The organism is Burkholderia sp. BCC0419, assembly GCF_902830285.1.
GTDB lineage: Bacteria > Pseudomonadota > Gammaproteobacteria > Burkholderiales > Burkholderiaceae > Burkholderia.
Genome location: NZ_CADESR010000003.1, coordinates 417,577 through 433,994 on the forward strand (window position 1 = coordinate 417,577; position 16,418 = coordinate 433,994).

Below are 16,418 nucleotides of genomic sequence, written 5' to 3' on the forward strand. Positions count from 1 at the left end.
CAATCGCAGCACCTGTCTCATTCCCCCCGCGCCGATGTCCTATGCGTCACTCGCCACCGGCGTCCTGCTCGCCGGCGGCCTTGGTCAGCGCTTCGACCCAAGCGGTCTGCACAGCAAGCTGCTCGCGCTGCTTCCCGACGGCACGCCGGTGGCAGTCGCCGCCGCCCGTCATCTCGCCGCGGCCACGGCGGACGTGATCGCCGTCGTGCGTCCCGGCGCCGAAAAGCTTGCGATTCTGCTGAACGAAGCCGGCTGCCAGGTCGTCTATGCACCCGACACATTGCGCGGCATGGGCGCGAGCCTCGCGGCCGGCGTCCGCACGACGCCCGACGCGAACGGCTGGCTCGTCGCGCTCGGCGACATGCCGTGGATCGCCGCTTCCACCTACGAATTGATCACACGCGCGCTCGAAGCCGACCACGCGTCGATCGTCGCGCCCGCGCATCGCGGCGTGCGCGGCCATCCGGTCGGTTTCGCCGCGCACCACTTCGATGCGCTCGCCGCCCTCGATGGCGACACGGGCGCCCGCGCGCTGTTCGCCAGCGCGCCGGTGACACTGCTCGACGTCGACGATCCCGGCATCCTGCGCGACGTCGATACACCGGCGGATTTGCGCTGACTTCGATCGAGCGGGCCCGCAAGATCCCGCACGTAAGCCGTCAATGGACGGCTTTCTCCGACGATGGACAACCCGCCGCAAGAATCCCGCTGCAAACGCGCGCCCGATTGCCTATAACGGAGACGAGGCGCCTCCACTGCGCCACCGCCGTCATGCACTGCGCGAGTTCTCCATGAGCGATCACACGACCCCGACGCCCGAGCCACCGGCCGACCCGAACCGCGATCCGGAAGACGATCCGTTCTCGTCGCCGCCCGGTCATCACGACAACCCGCAGCAGCCGGACGGACCGCCGAGCAAGGATCCCGTCTAGCCGCGCGCCGGCCGTTCCGTGAACTCAACCCGCTACTTCGGTGACGGGGTCTAGCGCGCCGTATACCCCCCGTCGATCGGCAACGACACGCCGCTGATCATCGACGCCGCGTCGCTCAGCAAAAACAGGATCGGCTCGACGACTTCGTCCGGCTGCGCGAAACGGCCGAGCGGAATCACGGCCAGCATCGGCGCGCGCTTCTCCGGTTCGCTCCACGCGAACTGCGCCATCGGCGTGAGCGTGACGGTGGGGTTCACACTGTTCACACGAATGCCGTGCGGCCCGAGTTCGATGCACAGCACGCGCGTGATCGCGTCCATCGCCGCCTTCGACGCGCAATAGCTCAGATGCGCGGGCAGGCCGACGAGCGCCGCCTGACTCGACACGTTGACGATGCTGCCGCGCGCACGCGCAGCACCGCGTCCGTCGCGCTCGATCATCTTCCGCGCCACGGCCCGCGCGACGAGCGCCGCGCCGCGCGCATTGACGGCCATCACGCGATCGAAATCCGCGGCGCCGACATCGAGCGCCGGTTCGAGCGACGCGATCCCCGCGCAATTGACGAGGCCGTCGAACGCATCGTATGCAGCGAGTGCGGCATCGATCGCGTGTTCGTCGCCGCCGACATCCATGCGCAACGTATCGCACGCAATCTCGCCGGCGAGCGTGTCGAGCGCGGCCATGTCGCGCCCCGCCGCGACGACGCGCGCGCCCGCGTGCGCCAGCGCGACCGCGCACGCGCGCCCGATGCCGCTCGATGCGCCCGTGACGAGCACCGTTGACCCGCCGAAATCGAATCGTGTGTTCATGATGATGTGCGCAGCCCGTGCATGATCGGCTCGAGTGCCGGATACAGCGCCGTGTAGAGCGAAAAGCGCGCATCGTAGGTTTTCGCGCGATCGGCATCGGGCCGTGCTCGCTCGACGAGCGTGACCCAGCCGCCCTGCGCGTCGTCGCGCGACACGAGCCCTGCCCCGACACCCGCGAGCAGCGCAGCGCCCATCGCGGCTTCGACGTCCTGCTCGATCGTCCACACCGGAAAACCCGTCACGTCCGCGATGATCTGCATCCACAGCGCCGAATGGGCGGCACCGCCGACGACGATCAATCGATCGTCCAGCGCCACCGCGCCACGGCGGCCGGCCTCGATGTTGTGGCGCAACGCGAACGCGACGCCTTCGAGCACCGCACGATAAAGATGCGCACGCGTATGCGCGAGACTCAGCCCGACGAACGCGCCGCTCGCCTTCGCATCCCACACGGGGCTGCGCTCGCCCATCAAATACGGCAGGAACAGCACGCCGTCGGCGCCGGCCGGCACGCGCTCGGCCGCCTCCTCGAGCAGCATGTGCGGATCGCCGTGCGGCAACAGGCGCGCCGCATCGATTTCCGCGTGACAGAACTGGTCGCGAAACCACGCGACCGACGCGCCGGCCGTGATCGCGCCGCCGAACACGTATAGGTCGCGCTGCCCGTCGAACACGTGCGGCATGCTGACGAGGCCATGGCGCGCATCGACGTGCTGATTGACGTAACCCCAGCACATGCTGGTGCCGATCATCGCGACGTGCTGCCCGGTACGCGTCGCGCCGGCCGCGAAGGTCGCCACCGCCGCATCCACGCCGCCCGCGACGACGGGCGTGCCGACCGGTAGCCCGAGTTGCGCAGTCCATTGCGACAGCAGCCCGCCGACGATGTCCGTCGAATCGACCAGCCGTTCAGGCATCATCGTCGCCGGAATGCCGAGCATGTCGAGCGCGTCGTCGGACCACTCGCGGCGCGCGACGTCGTACACGCCGCCGATATTGCCGGCCGAGCTGTGATCGACCGCCACTTCGCCGGTCAGCAGGTAGATCACGTACGCGTTCGGCGGCAGGAAATAGCGCACGTTCGCCCATACGTCCGGCCGCTGGTCGCGCAGCCACAGCATCTTGGTGAACCCGTAGTAGCTGTCGACGCCGTTGCCCGTGATCACGCGCAGCCGCTCGACGTTCACGTGTTCGTTGACCCAGTCGACTTCCGCGGTCGCGCGCCGGTCCATCCAGATCAGGCACGGATGCAGCGGCCGCATGTCGATGTCGACCGGGATGCCCGAGCCGCCGTACAGGCTGCTCACGCACACCGCACGGATCGCATCGGCCGGCACGCCCTGCGCGCGCGCGTCGCTCACGCAGCCCGCGATGCAGTCGAGCACCGCGTCGAACCACACCTGCGGCCACTGCTCGGCCCACAGCGGGCGCGGCGTATCGGGCTGGTAGCCGGCCGAGCGCCGCGCGACGATCGTGCCGTGCCGGTCGACGAGCAGCGCCTTGGTGCTCTGCGTGCCGATGTCGACGCCTATGACGTATTCCATGATGTCTCCGGTGAGGCGCACGCCGGCCATCAGCAGGCCGGCTTCAGCAGCACCTTGATCGATTCGGGCGATTTCGCGACGCGGATCGCGTCGTCCCAGTCCTCGAGCGCGAAACCGTGCGTGACGATGCCCTTCGACGTGACGAGCCCGCGCGCGAGCAGGTCGATCGCGACCGGATAGCAGTATGGCCCGAGATGCGCGCCGCGTACGTCGAGCTCCTTGCGATCGCCGATGATCGACCAGTCGACGGTCGCATCCTCGCCAAACACGCTGAACTCGACGAAGCGGCCGAGCTTGCGGATCAGGTCGAGCCCCTGGTTCACGCCGACCGGCGCGCCGGTCGTCTCGATGTACACGTCGCAGCCGTAGCCGTCGGTCAGCGCGCGGACGATCTCGCGCGCGTCGTCGCGCTGCGGGTTGATCGTCACGTCGGCGCCGTACTGCCGCGCGAGTTCGAGCCGTTCGTCGATCAGGTCGATCACGACGAGTTTCTTCGGCGTCTTCAGGTGCGCGACCTGCGTCATCATCAGCCCGAGCGGGCCCGCGCCGGCGATCACGACGACGTCGTCGAGCTGGACGTCACCGCGGTTCACCGTGTGGATCGCGCACGACAGCGGCTCGATGATCGCCGCATCCTCGAGCGATACGCCGAGCGGGATCTTGTGGACGAGCGCGGTCGGCGGAATGCGCATGTACTCGGCCATCCCGCCGTCGGCGACCTCGCGCTGGAAGCCGAAGATGTTGTGCACCTCGCACATCCAGTACTGGCCCGACTTGCAATAGCGGCACTTGCCGCACGGCACGATCTGCTCGGCGATCACGCGGTCGCCCATCGCCACGCCGAAATGCTCGGCCGCGCCGTCGCCGAGCGCTTCCACGTAGCCGAAGAATTCGTGGCCGGGAATCACCGGCGCCTTCACCCACGGGCTCGGTCCGCCCCAGAACATCTTGGCGCCGGTGTAACACTTGCAGTCACTCGCGCAGATGCCGCACGCGGCGATGCGGATCACGAGCTCGTTCGTACCGGGATGCGGCTTCGCGACCTGTTCGACGCGATAGTCCTCGGGGCCGTGGCAGACGACCGCGGTCATGCGCGGCTGGGTGTCGGGTGTCGTCATGGGTTGTCTCTTTCCTGAGTGATTCGGATGACTGATGAATCTATCGTTACCGCGATCGTTCGCGGCTGATGTAGATCGCGAGCAGGATGATTCCGCCCTTGATCACGTTCTGCACATACGGGTTCACGCCGATCATGTTCAACCCGTTGTTGAGCACACCGAGCAGCAGCGCGCCGACCAGCGTGCCGAGGATCGCGCCGCGCCCGCCGGAGATCGACGTGCCGCCCATCACGACGGCCGCGATCGCGTCGAGCTCGAAGCCCACGCCCGCGTTCGGCTGGCCGCTCATCAGTCGGCCCGTCAGCACGATCGCGGCGAGCGCCGACGTGAGCCCGGCCAGCGTGTAGACGATCAGCTTCACGCGCGCGACCCGCACGCCGGTGAGCCGCGTCGCCTGCTCGTTGCCGCCGATCGCGTACACGTAGCGGCCGAACGGCATCCGGTCGAGCAGCAGCCACGCGATCGCATAGACCACCAGCATGATCAGCACCGGCGCCTGGATGCCGAGCACCTTGCCGCTGCCGAAGAACGCGACCCAGTCGGGCAGCCCGTCGATCGGATAGCCGCCCGTGTAGATCAGCGCGAGGCCGCGCGCGATGCCCATCGTCGCGAGCGTGACGATGATCGGCGGCATCCCCGCGAATGCGACGAACACGCCGTTCAGGAAACCGAAGCCGAGGCCGACCGCGATGCCGATCGCCAGCGCGGCGACCGCGTTGATGCCCGCGACCATCAGCCCGGCCGCGAGCGTGCCCGACAGCGCCATCACCGAGCCGACCGACAGGTCGATCCCGCCCGTCAGGATCACGCAGGTCATGCCGACCGCGATGATCGCGTTGATCGAAACCTGGCGCAGCACGTTTTCGAGGTTCGCGGCGGACAGGAAGCTCGGGCTCGCGATCATCATCGCGATGCACACGACGATGAGGCCGACGAGCGGATAGAACAGCGTCGAGCGGCGCAGTTGCGCCCACATCGCGCGGGCCGGCGGCGCATCGGCGGCCGTGGCCGCGAGCGTCGTGGAAGGCGTGGAAGAAGAATCAGGCAGGTTCATGGGTCGCTCCTCGCGTGCCGGCCGTGGCATAGGTCATGACCGTGTCGGGATCGATCTCGTCGCCTTCGAGCGTCGCCTCGATGCGGCCCTGCCGGAACACGGCGACGCGATCGCACATGCCGACGATTTCCGGCAATTCGGACGAGATCATGATGATGGCGTAGCCGCGCGCGGTGAGTTCGCGCATCAGCCCGTAAATTTCGGCTTTCGCGCCGACGTCGATGCCGCGCGTCGGCTCGTCGAAGATCAGCACCGACGTGTGATGGTTCAGCCAGCGCGCGATCACGACCTTCTGCTGGTTGCCGCCGGACAGCGTCGCGACCTCGGTGTGGATCGACGGCGCCTTCACGCCGACGCGCCGCATCACGTCGTGCGTCGTACGCGCCTCGCCGCGCCGATCGATCAGCCAGCGCATCGACCGGTACTTGCCGAGGTTGTTCAGCGAGATGTTGTCGCGGATCGAGAACGACGTGACGAGCCCTTCCGTCTTGCGGCTTTCCGGCAGGATGCCGATACCGGCGCGCAGCGCGTCGGCCGGATCGGCGAGCTTCGCCGCCGCGCCGCGTACGCGCAGTTCCTTGCGATGCGCGCGCGTCGCGCCGATCACCGCGAGCGCGGTTTCCGTGCGGCCCGAGCCGACCAGCCCCGCGAAGCCGAGGATCTCGCCGGCCCGGAGCGCGAAACGGTTCACCGGGCCGTCGCGCTCGATCTGCAGCGCATCGACTTCGAGCACGGCCGGCGCGTCGGCCGGCAGCGCCGGCTTCGGCGGAAAGCTGCTTTCGATCCGGCGGCCGACCATCATCCGCACCAGTTGCTCGACGTCGGTATGAGCGACGTCGGTCGTCGCGACGTACTGGCCGTCACGCAGCACCGTGATGCGGTCGCACACGGCGAAGATCTCGTCGAGATGATGCGAGATGAAGATCATCGCGACGCCCTGCCGCTTCAGCTCGCGCATGATCGCGAACAGGTGCTCGGCCTCGGCCGGCGTGAGCGTGGCGGTCGGCTCGTCGAGGATCAGGATGCGCGCGTCGAGCGACAGCGCCTTGCCGATCTCGACGAACTGCTGCTGCGCAACTGACAGCGTGCGGATCGGCGCGTCGAGGTCGATCGCCACGCCGAGCCGCGCGAAGATGGCCGCCGCGGCAGCGCGCATCCGCTTGCGGTCTCGCGCGCCCCAGCGGTTGCGCAGCTCGCGGCCGAGGAACAGGTTGTCGACGGCATCGAGATGCGGAATCAGGCTGAATTCCTGGAACACGATGCCGACGCCGGCCGCGACCGCGTCGTGATAATCCGCGAAATGGCGCGCGGTGCCGTCGATCTCGATCGTGCCGGCATCCGGCTGGTGGATGCCGCACAGGATCTTCATCAGCGTCGACTTGCCCGCGCCGTTCTCGCCGAGCAGCGCATGGATCTCGCCGCGCGCGATCTCCAGATGAATGTCGGACAGCGCCTTCACGCCGGGAAAGCTTTTCGTGATGTGGCTGAGCCTGAGTATCGTGTCCATCGGCTTCTCCGTGCGAAGGGCGTCGGCCGCGCCGCCGCCCTTCGCGTCGCGTCGCACGTCGTTCACCAGCTGAAACCCTTCGCGTTGCCGCGATCGACGACCTTCACGTCGACGGGAATCGCCTTCGGTACCGTCGCGCCCCACTTGCGCGCGATCGCGATGCCGAGCGCGATGCGCACCTGGTCGGCCGGGAACTGCGCGGTCGTCTCGATGAACTTCGAGTTCGGCTTCTGGATCGCGGCGATCGCCTCGGGCGCGCCGTCGACGCTCGTCAGCTTGATGTCCTTGCCGGACCCCTCGATCGCGGCGAGCGCGCCCATCGAGCCGCCGTCGTTCACGCTGAAGATGCCCTTCAGGTTCGGATGCGCGGAGATCATGTTTTCGGTCACCGACAGCGCGGTCGCACGCTCCTGCTTGCCGTTCTGCGTGTCGACGAGCTTCACGTTCGGGAATTTCGCGAGCCCGGCCTTGCAACCGCGCACGCGTTCGAGAATCGGCACGACCGGAATGCCGTCGAGGATCGCGACTTCGCCGCTGCCGCCGATCGCCTTCGCGAGGTATTCGCACGACATCACGCCCGCGTCGTAGTTCTTCGAGCCGACGAACGAATCGACCGGGCCGTTCGCGTTCGCATCGACGGCCACGACCACCACGCCGGCCTTCTTCGCCTGCGTGATCGCCGACTGGATGCCGGTCGAATCGGTCGGGTTCACGAGCAGGATGTCGATTTTCTTCTGCAGCATGTCCTCGACGTCGCTCACCTGCTTGCTGACGTCGTGATGTGCATCGGTAACGACGACCTGCGCGCCGATCGACGCGGCCGCGTCGTTCAGCGCCTTCTGCATCGTCACGAAGTACGGATTGTTCAGTTCCTGGAACGTCATGCCGATCCGCAGCGGCGCGGCGTGCGCGGCGGCAGCAGGCAACAGGGCCGCGACGGCGAGCGCGGCAACGGCCGCCACGCGAACGGCGCGGCGGGGGGATGAGGCGGGCGATGCGTGCGTCATGACGGTGTCTCCAGAATTGTGTGCAGCTTTTTCGTGGGTGAATGCGCCCCTCGCGACGTGAGCGACGCGATCGGCTGGGTAAAACGACGGGGAAAACTCGGGCGGGCGGCGGCCCGGCGATCATCCGGGCTGCGGCGCGAGCTCGGGTACACCGGGCGTCAGCACGCGCGGCGGCAGCGGGTTACCGGTGGGCGCCGCATGCAGCGCCAGCTCGCGGCTGCGCGCGTTCAGGCGCTGCAGCGCGCGGAATTCGGATGGCGCCATCCCCTTCACCGCGCGGAACTGGCGGTTGAAGTTCGACACGTTGTTGAAGCCGGCCTGGAAACAGATGTCGGTGATGCTCGCGTCGTCGGCGAGCAGCATCTGGCAGGCGGATTCGATCCGCAGACGATTCACGTACTGGACGAACGGCATGCCCGTGTGGCGATGGAACGCGCGAGAGAACGCGCTGACGCTCTGCCCGGTCAGTTGCGCGAGATCGGATTCGCGCAGCTCGGATGCGAGGTTCTTGCCGATATACGACAGCGCGTGGCTGAGCCGCGTCGGCGTGACGTCGGCCTGATCGTATGCGGGGCTCGCGAGCAGCGTGCGTTCGGCCGCGCCGCACAGCCGCTCGAGGATCGTCATGAACAGCGCGATGCGGCGCATGCCGCGCGCGCTCAACAGTTCGTCGAACAGCGGCGCGATCGCGGCGCTCGTCGCCGCGTCGAAGCCGACCCCGCGCCGCGCATCGTCGAGCAGCGTCTGCGCGTCGCGGCATTCGGGGAATGCGTCCATGCAGCGGCGCACGAACGACGGATCGAACTGGATCACGAGATTGCGCCGCTCGACGGTTTCGCCTTCGGCCATGTCGCTGACCCAGTTGTGCGGCAGGTTCGGGCCGAGCAGCACGAGATGGCCGGGGCCGAACGAGCCGATGTGATCGCCGACGAAATACTTGCCGTGCGTCGCGACGATCAGGTGCAGCTCGAATTCGGGATGGAAATGCCAGCGGATCGTGCGATACGGATAGCCGTGCGACCAGACCTTGAACGACTCGTCGCGTCGCACTTCGACCACTTCGAGATCGGGGTGCATCATGTTGGCGTCTCCATTCCCATGTATCGCTGGCCGGCCTGTTCGGCTCGTTCGCGCGTCCGCCGGCGGTTTCGCACGCCGATGCGGACCGGTCGCATGGGAAGCAATGTAGGTCGATCGCGCGCGCGGCTCCACCAACTTTACGCCTGATTTCCGATACTTTTTTGCCGCCCGTGCGCGGAAATGGCGCCGGACGGCAAAATTGTTGCAGCGCGGAACGGCGCGGCGGCCGCCCGCGCCGGCTTACGCCGCCGCGTGCTCGCGGGCCGTGCGCGCCTCGTATGCCTTCAGATGGTTGTACGCGATCCGCAGCAGCGACAGCGTATCGGCCGCCTGCGGGTCGCGCCGCGCGAGCAGGTCGCCGATCACGTGATCGGCTTCGACGCGCGCATGGTTCTCGACGTCGCGCAGCATCGACGCGGTCAGCGGCGACGGCGTCAGCACCATCCGCTGCATCCGCTCGCTGGCCGACGAGTCGGGCCGGTGGCCGTTGTGTTCGGCGATCGCGCTGCATTCGGCGAGCATCGTTTCGAGCAGGCGGCGGCCGTCCGGCGCGGCGAGAATGTCGCCGATCGAACCGCGAAACAGCGACGTGCTCGCGGCGAGCGTCGCGAGGAACACCCACTTCTCCCACATCCGCGCGGCGATGTCGTCGCTGAGCGTCGCGTCGAAGCCCGCGCCGCCGAGCACGTCGGCCACCGCGCGCACGCGCGGCGATTCGCCGCCGGCAAGCTCGCCGAACGACACGCCGTGCGTGTCGTTCAGATGCACGATGCGCTGCTCGCGATCGAGCGTCGCCGCGATCACGCACAACCCGCCGAGCACATTGGCGGCGCCGAAGCGCTCGCGCAGCACGTCGAGGTGGCGCATCCCGTTGAGCATCGGCAGGATCAGCGTCTGCGGCCCGACGAACGGCGCGAACGACAGAATCGCATCGTCGAGGCTGTACGCCTTGCAGCTCAGCAGCACGAGATCGAACGGCGCGACGCCGGCGCCGGCATCGCCCGCGCGCACGGTCTGCACGTTCGCGAGCGCCAGGTCGCCGCGCGGGCTGCGGATCAGCAACCCGTCGCGCGCGAGCGCGGCCGCGCGGCCGTCGCGCACCAGGAACGTCACGTCGCGCCCCGCCGCGGCCAGCCGGCCGCCGAAGTATCCGCCGACCGCGCCGGCCCCTACCACCAGAATCCGCATCGTTGCCTCCTTTCGGTTTCGTTCGGTGTCGCGCTGCCGCGCGTGCGGGCGCGACGCACACACCATCGCCCGACAGTATAGCGGTCGCTGTTATGCATATGCATAGATGCCCGCGCCCGCATCGCGGGCATCGGGAAATCACCGCGTCTAAGGGATTTCCCGCCTACGGCGATGCGCATCGCGCGCCGTCAAGACACTTACCCCGTCACGCCGTCCCGGCGAGCTTCCTCGACTGACCGACCCCATACCATGCGCAACCTTTCCCTGAATCAGAAACTCGCCTCGATGATCGTCATCCTGTGGCTCGGCCTGCTCGTGATCGCCGGGCTCGGCGCATGGCAGACCCGCGCGTCGATGATCGCGGACCGCCGCGACCAGCTTGCGTCGCTGGTCGCGCAGGCCGCGAGCGTGACCGACCATTACTACAAGCTGTCGCAGCAGAACGCGCTGCCGGAAGCCGATGCAAAGCAGAAGGCGCTCGAGGCGATCGCCGCGATGCGCCACGGCGCCGACGGCTATATCTCGGTCAACGATTCGAAGCCGGTGATCGTGATGCATCCGATCAAGGCCGATCTCAACGGCAAGGACGTGTCGAATTTCACCGATCCGAACGGCAAGCACCTGTTCGTCGAGATCGTGAAGGCCGGCAACGCGGAAGGCGGCAAGGGTTTCGTCGAATATCTGTGGCCGAAGCCGGGCGCGGACAAGCCGCAGGAGAAGACCAGCGCCGTGGAGCGCTTCGCGCCGTGGGACTGGTATCTGGTGACCGGCATGTACATGAACGACGTGCGCTCGGCGGTGCTCGCGAGCATCGGCCGCTGGCTCGCGATGACGGCCGTGCTCGGCGCGATCGCGACGGCCGTGATGGTGATGGTGCTGAAAAGCGTGCGCGCGAGCCTCGGCGGCGAGCTCGAAGCGGCGCTCGACGCCGCGCAGCGCATCGCGCAGGGCGACCTGACCGCGCGCGTGAGCGTGAAGCACGACGATCGCGGCAGCCTGCTGCATGCGCTGCACACGATGCAGGGCGGGCTGATCGACATGGTGTCGCGCGTGCGGATGGGCACCGAAAACATCAACGTCGGCGCGAGCGAGATCGCATCCGGCAACACGGACCTGTCGCAGCGCACCGAGGAACAGGCGGCCGCGCTCGTGCAGACCGCGTCGAGCATGGACGAGATGACCGCGAACGTGAAGCAGAACGCGGACAGCGCCGCGCAGGCCGCGTCGCTCGCCGGCCAGGCCGCGCAGGTGGCGACGCGCGGCAGCGCGGTGGTCGACGACGTCGTGCGCACGATGAACGAGATCACCGACCGCTCGCACAAGATCGGCGACATCATCGGCGTGATCGACGGGATCGCGTTCCAGACCAACATCCTCGCGCTGAACGCGGCCGTCGAAGCGGCACGGGCGGGCGAACAGGGCCGCGGCTTCGCGGTGGTCGCGGCCGAAGTGCGCTCGCTCGCGCAACGCTCGGCGACGGCGGCCAAGGAGATCAAGTCGCTGATCGTGTCGTCGAACGAGACGGTCCAGCACGGCGCGACGCTCGTCACGCACGCGGGCGAGACGATGGCCGAGATCGTGCAGTCGGTGCGGCGCGTCAACGAGATCCTCGACGAAATCAGCCACGCGTCGCGCGAGCAGAGCGCCGGGATCGAGCAGGTCAACCGCGCGGTGGGCGAGATGGACCAGGTCACGCAGCAGAACGCGGCACTCGTCGAACAGGCCGCGGCGGCCGCGCATTCGCTGCGCGATCAGGCCGAGGCGCTGCGCGACGCGGTGACGCGGTTCGCGTTGCCGGCCTGACAGCACGCCCGCCTCGCCCCGCCCTGCACTCACGCCGCGCTGCCCGCCCGCAGCGCGGCCTCGCCGCCACCGAGCCCCAGCCCCGCCGCGCGCTGGATCAGCTCGACGTCGTTGCTCGCGCCGAGCTTCTTCATCGCGCTGATCTTCTGCGCGCTGACCGTCTGCTTGCCCTTGCTCAGGCGCTGCGCGATCGTCTTGATCGGCACGCCCGACAGATACAGGCGAATCACCTCGATCTCGCGCGCCGACAGCTTCACGGGTGCGTCGCCGCGCGTGCCGAGCGCATCGACCGCGCGGCGGACGGACGGCGACACGTAGGCCGCGCCGCTGTAGCTCGAATGGATCGCCGTGACGATATGGCCAACCTCGTCGAGCTTGCTGACGACGCTTACGCCGCCGATCGCGAAGATCGACCGGAAGATCAGCGGGTTCTCGTTCGCGACCAGCGCGACGATCCCGACGTTCGGCCGCGTGCGGCGCAGCCAGTCGAACAGCGCGAGGCCGTCCATCTGCTCGTCGCCGCGAATCGCGTAGTCGACCAGCACGACGTCGCAATCGATGCCGCCGAGCGACGCGACCAGTTCGGCCGCGCTCCGGTAGACCGCGGCGAGCTCGATCGCGCAGGCGCCGCCGGCGATCTGCTCGATACCGACCAGCGTCAACGGCCAGTCGTACGCGAAGACGATGCGAACATTGAATTTCCTCATGCGGAGTTCCTGGTGGTTCACCGGCCGCGCCACGCGGAACGCGCGCGACCAGTTGGGCGTTGAAAGGACATTCAGGCTATTTTTAGCCTGAATGTCGATTCTATGAACGTATGCGCGAGCGCGATATCGGACGGCGTACGAATTGGCTGCCGAAGACGTAATACGGGTTTGATATTTGCACCGGTTCAACGCCCGGCGGCCGGCGGTCGACCGTCGCGGCATCGGCCCGATGGCCGGTGTTGCGCGCCGCACGGCCGGCCAGCAGGTAAAATTGCGCGTTTGCATGCCACCCCGGCCCGCCGGCGGCGAGCGACGCGCCGATGCCGGCCGCGCGCCACCGCCCGTTCGCCGGCTTGCCCGACCTCCCCGCTTTCCTCATGACCGATTCCGACCTGCAATCCGACGACACCTCCATCCATGAAGACGGCCTCTGGCGCGACAACGGCTGGACGGCCCGCATCATCAAGAACGAAGACGACGACGGCTGGGCCGTCGAGATGGTCAAGGACGGCGAGTCCGAACCCGCGCTCGTCGGGCCGTGGACCATGGGCCGCGACAAGAAGAACCCGAAGCCGATGGATGCGAACGCGTTCCGCACGCTCGTGAAGACCGCGACCGAAGTGCTGATGCGGCACGAACAGCAGCGGCGCGCGATGCTGCACAAGGAGGTGACGGTGCAGGACGAAGCCGGACAGGATGTGTCGGTGACGCTCGACATCGTGCCGGACGAGTTCGAGCCGTATGCGCAGCTCAAGGCGTTCGATCCGTATGGCGGGCTGCTGGCCGAAGCGAAGGTGTCGGCCGGGTTCAAGCTCAACAAGGCCAGCGCCGAACGCTGGGCCGCCTCGGGCTTCGACCGGCCGGCATAGGGCCTGTTCACGCGCCGAAGCGCGCGATCAGGCGCCGGCGCCCCGCTCCGCGCGCGCGAGCCGGCGGGCGGCCAGCTTGCGCCGCACGAGGGCCTCGAACTGCGGCGTCGCGACCTCCGGGTCGCGCGCGGCCAGGCCCAGCAGGTTGCGCGCGAGCTGGATCGGCGTCAGCACGATGCCCCACGGCAGCCCCCACCAGCCGAGCGTGGCCGACGCGAGCAGCGCGACCGCCTGCTTCCTGCGGCCGCAACGGCGGCAGCACACGTGGCGCCGCGTCGCCCAGCGCGTGACGAACACGAGCGACACGACGCGATGCGACGCGTGGACGTCGACCGGCTGCCCTTCGCGCAGGCAGATCGGGCATGGCCCGTAGCGCCAGTCGTCGACGTACTGCCGCACCTTCGCGTCGGGCACCCGTTCGGCCTCGACGACGACCGGATGCGCCTGTGCGCACACCGGACTGCAATAGCGGCGGCCGTCGATCGACCGACCGCCGACCAGGAACGTCCTGCCGCACTGACTGCACTCTGCCACGATGACCTCGGATAAGCGTGATGCGCCACGTGCCGGTTGCGCGCACCTCGATGCGCGCGCTCCGGCCGGGCCATTTCATGTTTTAACGGCTGCCGTCGCGAGGTCTTGAGCGGTCGCGCGCCGCGGCGTGTCAGCCATGCAGCCCGTGCGCGGTCATCAGACGGTACAGCGTCGCGCGCGAGACGCCGAGCTCCGCCGCGACGTCCGCATGCTGGTGGCGGTGACGCAGCAGCGTTTCCTCGATCGCGTGCCGCTCGGCCTGCCGGCGCGCCTGCGCGAGCGTCGGCGGCCGCAGTGCCGTGTACGGGCGCAGTTCGAGATCGGCGGCCGAGATCAGCGGGCCGTTCGTCATCACGACCGCGAAGCGGATCCGGTTGATCAGCTCGCGCACGTTGCCGGGCCACGGATAGTTGTGGATCGCCTCGATCGCGCACGGCGTGAAGCCGCGAATCCGGTACGAGCCGTCGCCGCGATAGCGCCGCAGCACGTCATCGGCGAGCAGCATGATGTCGCGGCCGCGCATGCGCAGCGGCGGTTCGTCGATACGCAGCACGCACAGGCGGTAGTACAGGTCGGCGCGGAATCGGCCGGCCTGCATCGCGGCGTCGAGATCGACGTGGGTCGCCGACACGATCCGCACGTCGACCGGAATCGACGCATGCCCGCCGAGCCGCTCGATCTTGCCCTCCTGCAGGAACCGCAGCAGGCCCGCCTGGCTCTCGAACGGCATATCGCCGATTTCGTCGAGAAACAGCGTGCCGCCGTGCGCGGCCTCGATGCGGCCGATCTTGCGCTGGTGCGCGCCGGTGAATGCGCCGCGCTCGTGCCCGAACAGTTCGGCCTGCAGCAGCGTCGGCGGGATGGCCGCGCAGTTCACGGCAACGAACGGTGCGTCGGCACGCGACGACTGCCGGTGGATCGCCGCCGCCGTCAGCTCCTTGCCGGTGCCGGATTCGCCGGCAATGAACACGGTCGCCTCGGTGTTCGCGACCTTGCGGATCGTCGCGAACAGCCGGCGCATCGCGTCGCACGCGCCGATCATCGCGCTGCCGGGCGGCGGCGCCTCCGCGGCCGGGTCGCCGTCCGCGAGCTTCAGCATTCCGTATGCATGGCCGACGAGATAACCGATCGTCGTGTAGGCCGTCGCATTGCGCACGTAGTCGAAGCAGCACCGGCGGATCAGGCGCGCGATCGTGATGTTGCGCAGCCGCTCGCCGTCGGCGAGCGCGACCCAGCCGATGCGCGAGTCACGCAGCAACGCCTCGAACGACGCGACATCCGGCGACGCGAAGCTGCCGAAATCGACGATGCCCGCATGCGGACGGTTCGCCTTGACGAGATTCAGCGCATCCGCCACGGTTTTGGCGCGCCACACGTCCCAGCCGCGCGACGCGAGCACATCGACGAGCGCGGCATCGTGTTGCTGCGACAGGTAGACGAGCGGCCGCGACGACGCGACATGGTTGCGCCGGACCGCGATGAACGGCAGCGTGCTCACCTCCCGTTCGAGATCCTGCGGGCCTGACATGCCGAGCTGACAGCAATGGTTCACGATCGTCTCGCCCCATAAGGTTGTGTATCGAAGCGGCCGTTGGCCGATCGCGCGTGGCGGGGCCCATGGCCCTGCGGCGCGGCGCCGCTCCGTCCTCGAATCGATGCCGCGTTATCGGCAGAACACGACGCGCTGCGTGTAGATCTGCGGCTCGATGACGGGCTTCGCCGGTCCGTTGAGATCGTCGCGATAGGCGCGGTAGGTCTTGCCGTTGACCGTCACGTCCGACGCGCGGGCCGTCTCGATCCTGTCGAGCCCGGTGTGCCGCCATTCGTTCACTTGGTTCGCCGCCGCGACGCTCGACTCGCCCGCCATCTTCTGCGTGATCGCGCTGCCGTCGCTCCACGGTTGCGTCTGCATGTCCTCGGTGTGCTGCATCGCGCCGACCGTCTTGCCGGTCGACTTCGGCCCGTTCTGCGCGTCGAACGGCGCACTGCGACCGTATACCGGCGATTGCCACGACGGCGCATGACCCGCTTCCGGCATCATGTAGACCATCTGCGGGTCGCCGATCATCATCATCGGCGCGCATGCGGTGTTGTCGGGACGGCCGAGCGTCGACAGCGCCTGCTGGACGCTCGCGGCGTTCGCGAGGGTCTGCTCGTTCAGGATGACGAAGACCGCAGGATTCTGGAAAACCGACTGCGCAGCGGCTTGCACGCTGGCCAGCAGCAAAGCGACCAAAAAGATCCTCATGGTTGAGGCCTCCTTGCA

General features: G+C 68.3%; 16 protein-coding genes. 4 read left to right on the plus strand and 12 right to left on the minus strand.

Annotated elements, in window-relative coordinates; translation table 11 throughout:
• The first annotated feature begins 34 nt into the window (after positions 1–34).
• Complete coding sequence (locus tag HWW87_RS20195) at positions 35–619, plus strand: nucleotidyltransferase family protein (RefSeq protein WP_175821825.1); 585 nt, start codon at positions 35–37, stop codon at positions 617–619.
• A 172-nt stretch (positions 620–791) separates the two neighbouring features.
• Positions 792–932 (plus strand): hypothetical protein, encoded by a 141-nt coding sequence (locus tag HWW87_RS20200; RefSeq protein WP_012339712.1) that lies wholly within the window; start codon positions 792–794, stop codon positions 930–932.
• Positions 933–982: 50 nt separating this feature from the next.
• Here the strand turns inward: HWW87_RS20200 and HWW87_RS20205 are convergent, their stop codons facing one another.
• The 8 genes from HWW87_RS20205 to panE form a co-directional block, all read right to left on the minus strand.
• The gene (locus tag HWW87_RS20205) at positions 983–1,741 is read right to left on the minus strand and encodes an SDR family oxidoreductase (protein ID WP_175821826.1); all 759 of its coding nucleotides are present in this window, start codon (positions 1,739–1,741) and stop codon (positions 983–985) included.
• Complete coding sequence (locus tag HWW87_RS20210; RefSeq protein ID WP_175821827.1) at positions 1,738–3,285, minus strand: FGGY-family carbohydrate kinase; 1,548 nt, start codon at positions 3,283–3,285, stop codon at positions 1,738–1,740. The genes HWW87_RS20205 and HWW87_RS20210 overlap by 4 nt, the downstream gene beginning before the upstream one ends.
• Before the next feature lie 29 nt (positions 3,286–3,314).
• A complete protein-coding gene (locus HWW87_RS20215; protein WP_175821828.1) occupies positions 3,315–4,403 on the minus strand; it encodes an alcohol dehydrogenase catalytic domain-containing protein in 1,089 nt (362 codons plus the stop codon).
• Positions 4,404–4,449: 46 nt separating this feature from the next.
• Complete coding sequence (locus tag HWW87_RS20220; RefSeq protein ID WP_175821829.1) at positions 4,450–5,457, minus strand: ABC transporter permease; 1,008 nt, start codon at positions 5,455–5,457, stop codon at positions 4,450–4,452.
• On the minus strand, positions 5,444–6,964 hold the full coding sequence (locus HWW87_RS20225) for a sugar ABC transporter ATP-binding protein (protein WP_175821830.1): 1,521 nt from the start codon (positions 6,962–6,964) through the stop codon (positions 5,444–5,446). Before HWW87_RS20225 ends, HWW87_RS20220 begins: the two co-directional genes overlap by 14 nt.
• Positions 6,965–7,026: 62 nt before the next feature.
• A complete protein-coding gene (locus tag HWW87_RS20230) occupies positions 7,027–7,971 on the minus strand; it encodes a substrate-binding domain-containing protein (protein ID WP_175821831.1) in 945 nt (314 codons plus the stop codon).
• 120 nt (positions 7,972–8,091) lie between these two features.
• A complete protein-coding gene (locus tag HWW87_RS20235) occupies positions 8,092–9,051 on the minus strand; it encodes an AraC family transcriptional regulator (RefSeq protein ID WP_175821832.1) in 960 nt (319 codons plus the stop codon).
• 240 nt (positions 9,052–9,291) lie between these two features.
• Positions 9,292–10,239, minus strand: a complete 948-nt coding sequence (panE, locus tag HWW87_RS20240; RefSeq protein WP_175821833.1) for a 2-dehydropantoate 2-reductase — start codon at positions 10,237–10,239, stop codon at positions 9,292–9,294.
• A gap of 249 nt (positions 10,240–10,488) precedes the next feature.
• Here panE and HWW87_RS20245 point away from each other — a divergent pair, with 249 nt between their 5' ends.
• Entirely contained in the window at positions 10,489–12,042 is a 1,554-nt protein-coding gene (locus HWW87_RS20245) for a methyl-accepting chemotaxis protein (protein ID WP_175821834.1), read from the plus strand.
• A 29-nt stretch (positions 12,043–12,071) separates the two neighbouring features.
• Here HWW87_RS20245 and HWW87_RS20250 read toward each other — a convergent pair whose 3' ends face one another.
• Complete coding sequence (locus HWW87_RS20250; protein ID WP_175821835.1) at positions 12,072–12,749, minus strand: LuxR C-terminal-related transcriptional regulator; 678 nt, start codon at positions 12,747–12,749, stop codon at positions 12,072–12,074.
• 377 nt (positions 12,750–13,126) lie between these two features.
• Here HWW87_RS20250 and HWW87_RS20255 point away from each other — a divergent pair, with 377 nt between their 5' ends.
• A complete protein-coding gene (locus HWW87_RS20255) occupies positions 13,127–13,618 on the plus strand; it encodes a hypothetical protein (protein WP_175821836.1) in 492 nt (163 codons plus the stop codon).
• A 27-nt stretch (positions 13,619–13,645) separates the two neighbouring features.
• On the opposite strand, the gene HWW87_RS20260 is transcribed toward HWW87_RS20255, so the two are convergent.
• From HWW87_RS20260 to HWW87_RS20270, 3 genes are all read right to left on the minus strand, one after another.
• Positions 13,646–14,152, minus strand: a complete 507-nt coding sequence (locus tag HWW87_RS20260) for a hypothetical protein (RefSeq protein WP_174386821.1) — start codon at positions 14,150–14,152, stop codon at positions 13,646–13,648.
• A 130-nt stretch (positions 14,153–14,282) separates the two neighbouring features.
• Positions 14,283–15,680: a sigma-54 dependent transcriptional regulator gene (locus tag HWW87_RS20265; RefSeq protein WP_244107318.1), complete on the minus strand. Its 1,398-nt coding sequence runs from the start codon at positions 15,678–15,680 to the stop codon at positions 14,283–14,285.
• Between the two features lie 135 nt (positions 15,681–15,815).
• The gene (locus tag HWW87_RS20270) at positions 15,816–16,400 is read right to left on the minus strand and encodes a hypothetical protein (protein ID WP_175821838.1); all 585 of its coding nucleotides are present in this window, start codon (positions 16,398–16,400) and stop codon (positions 15,816–15,818) included.
• Positions 16,401–16,418 lie beyond the last annotated feature (18 nt).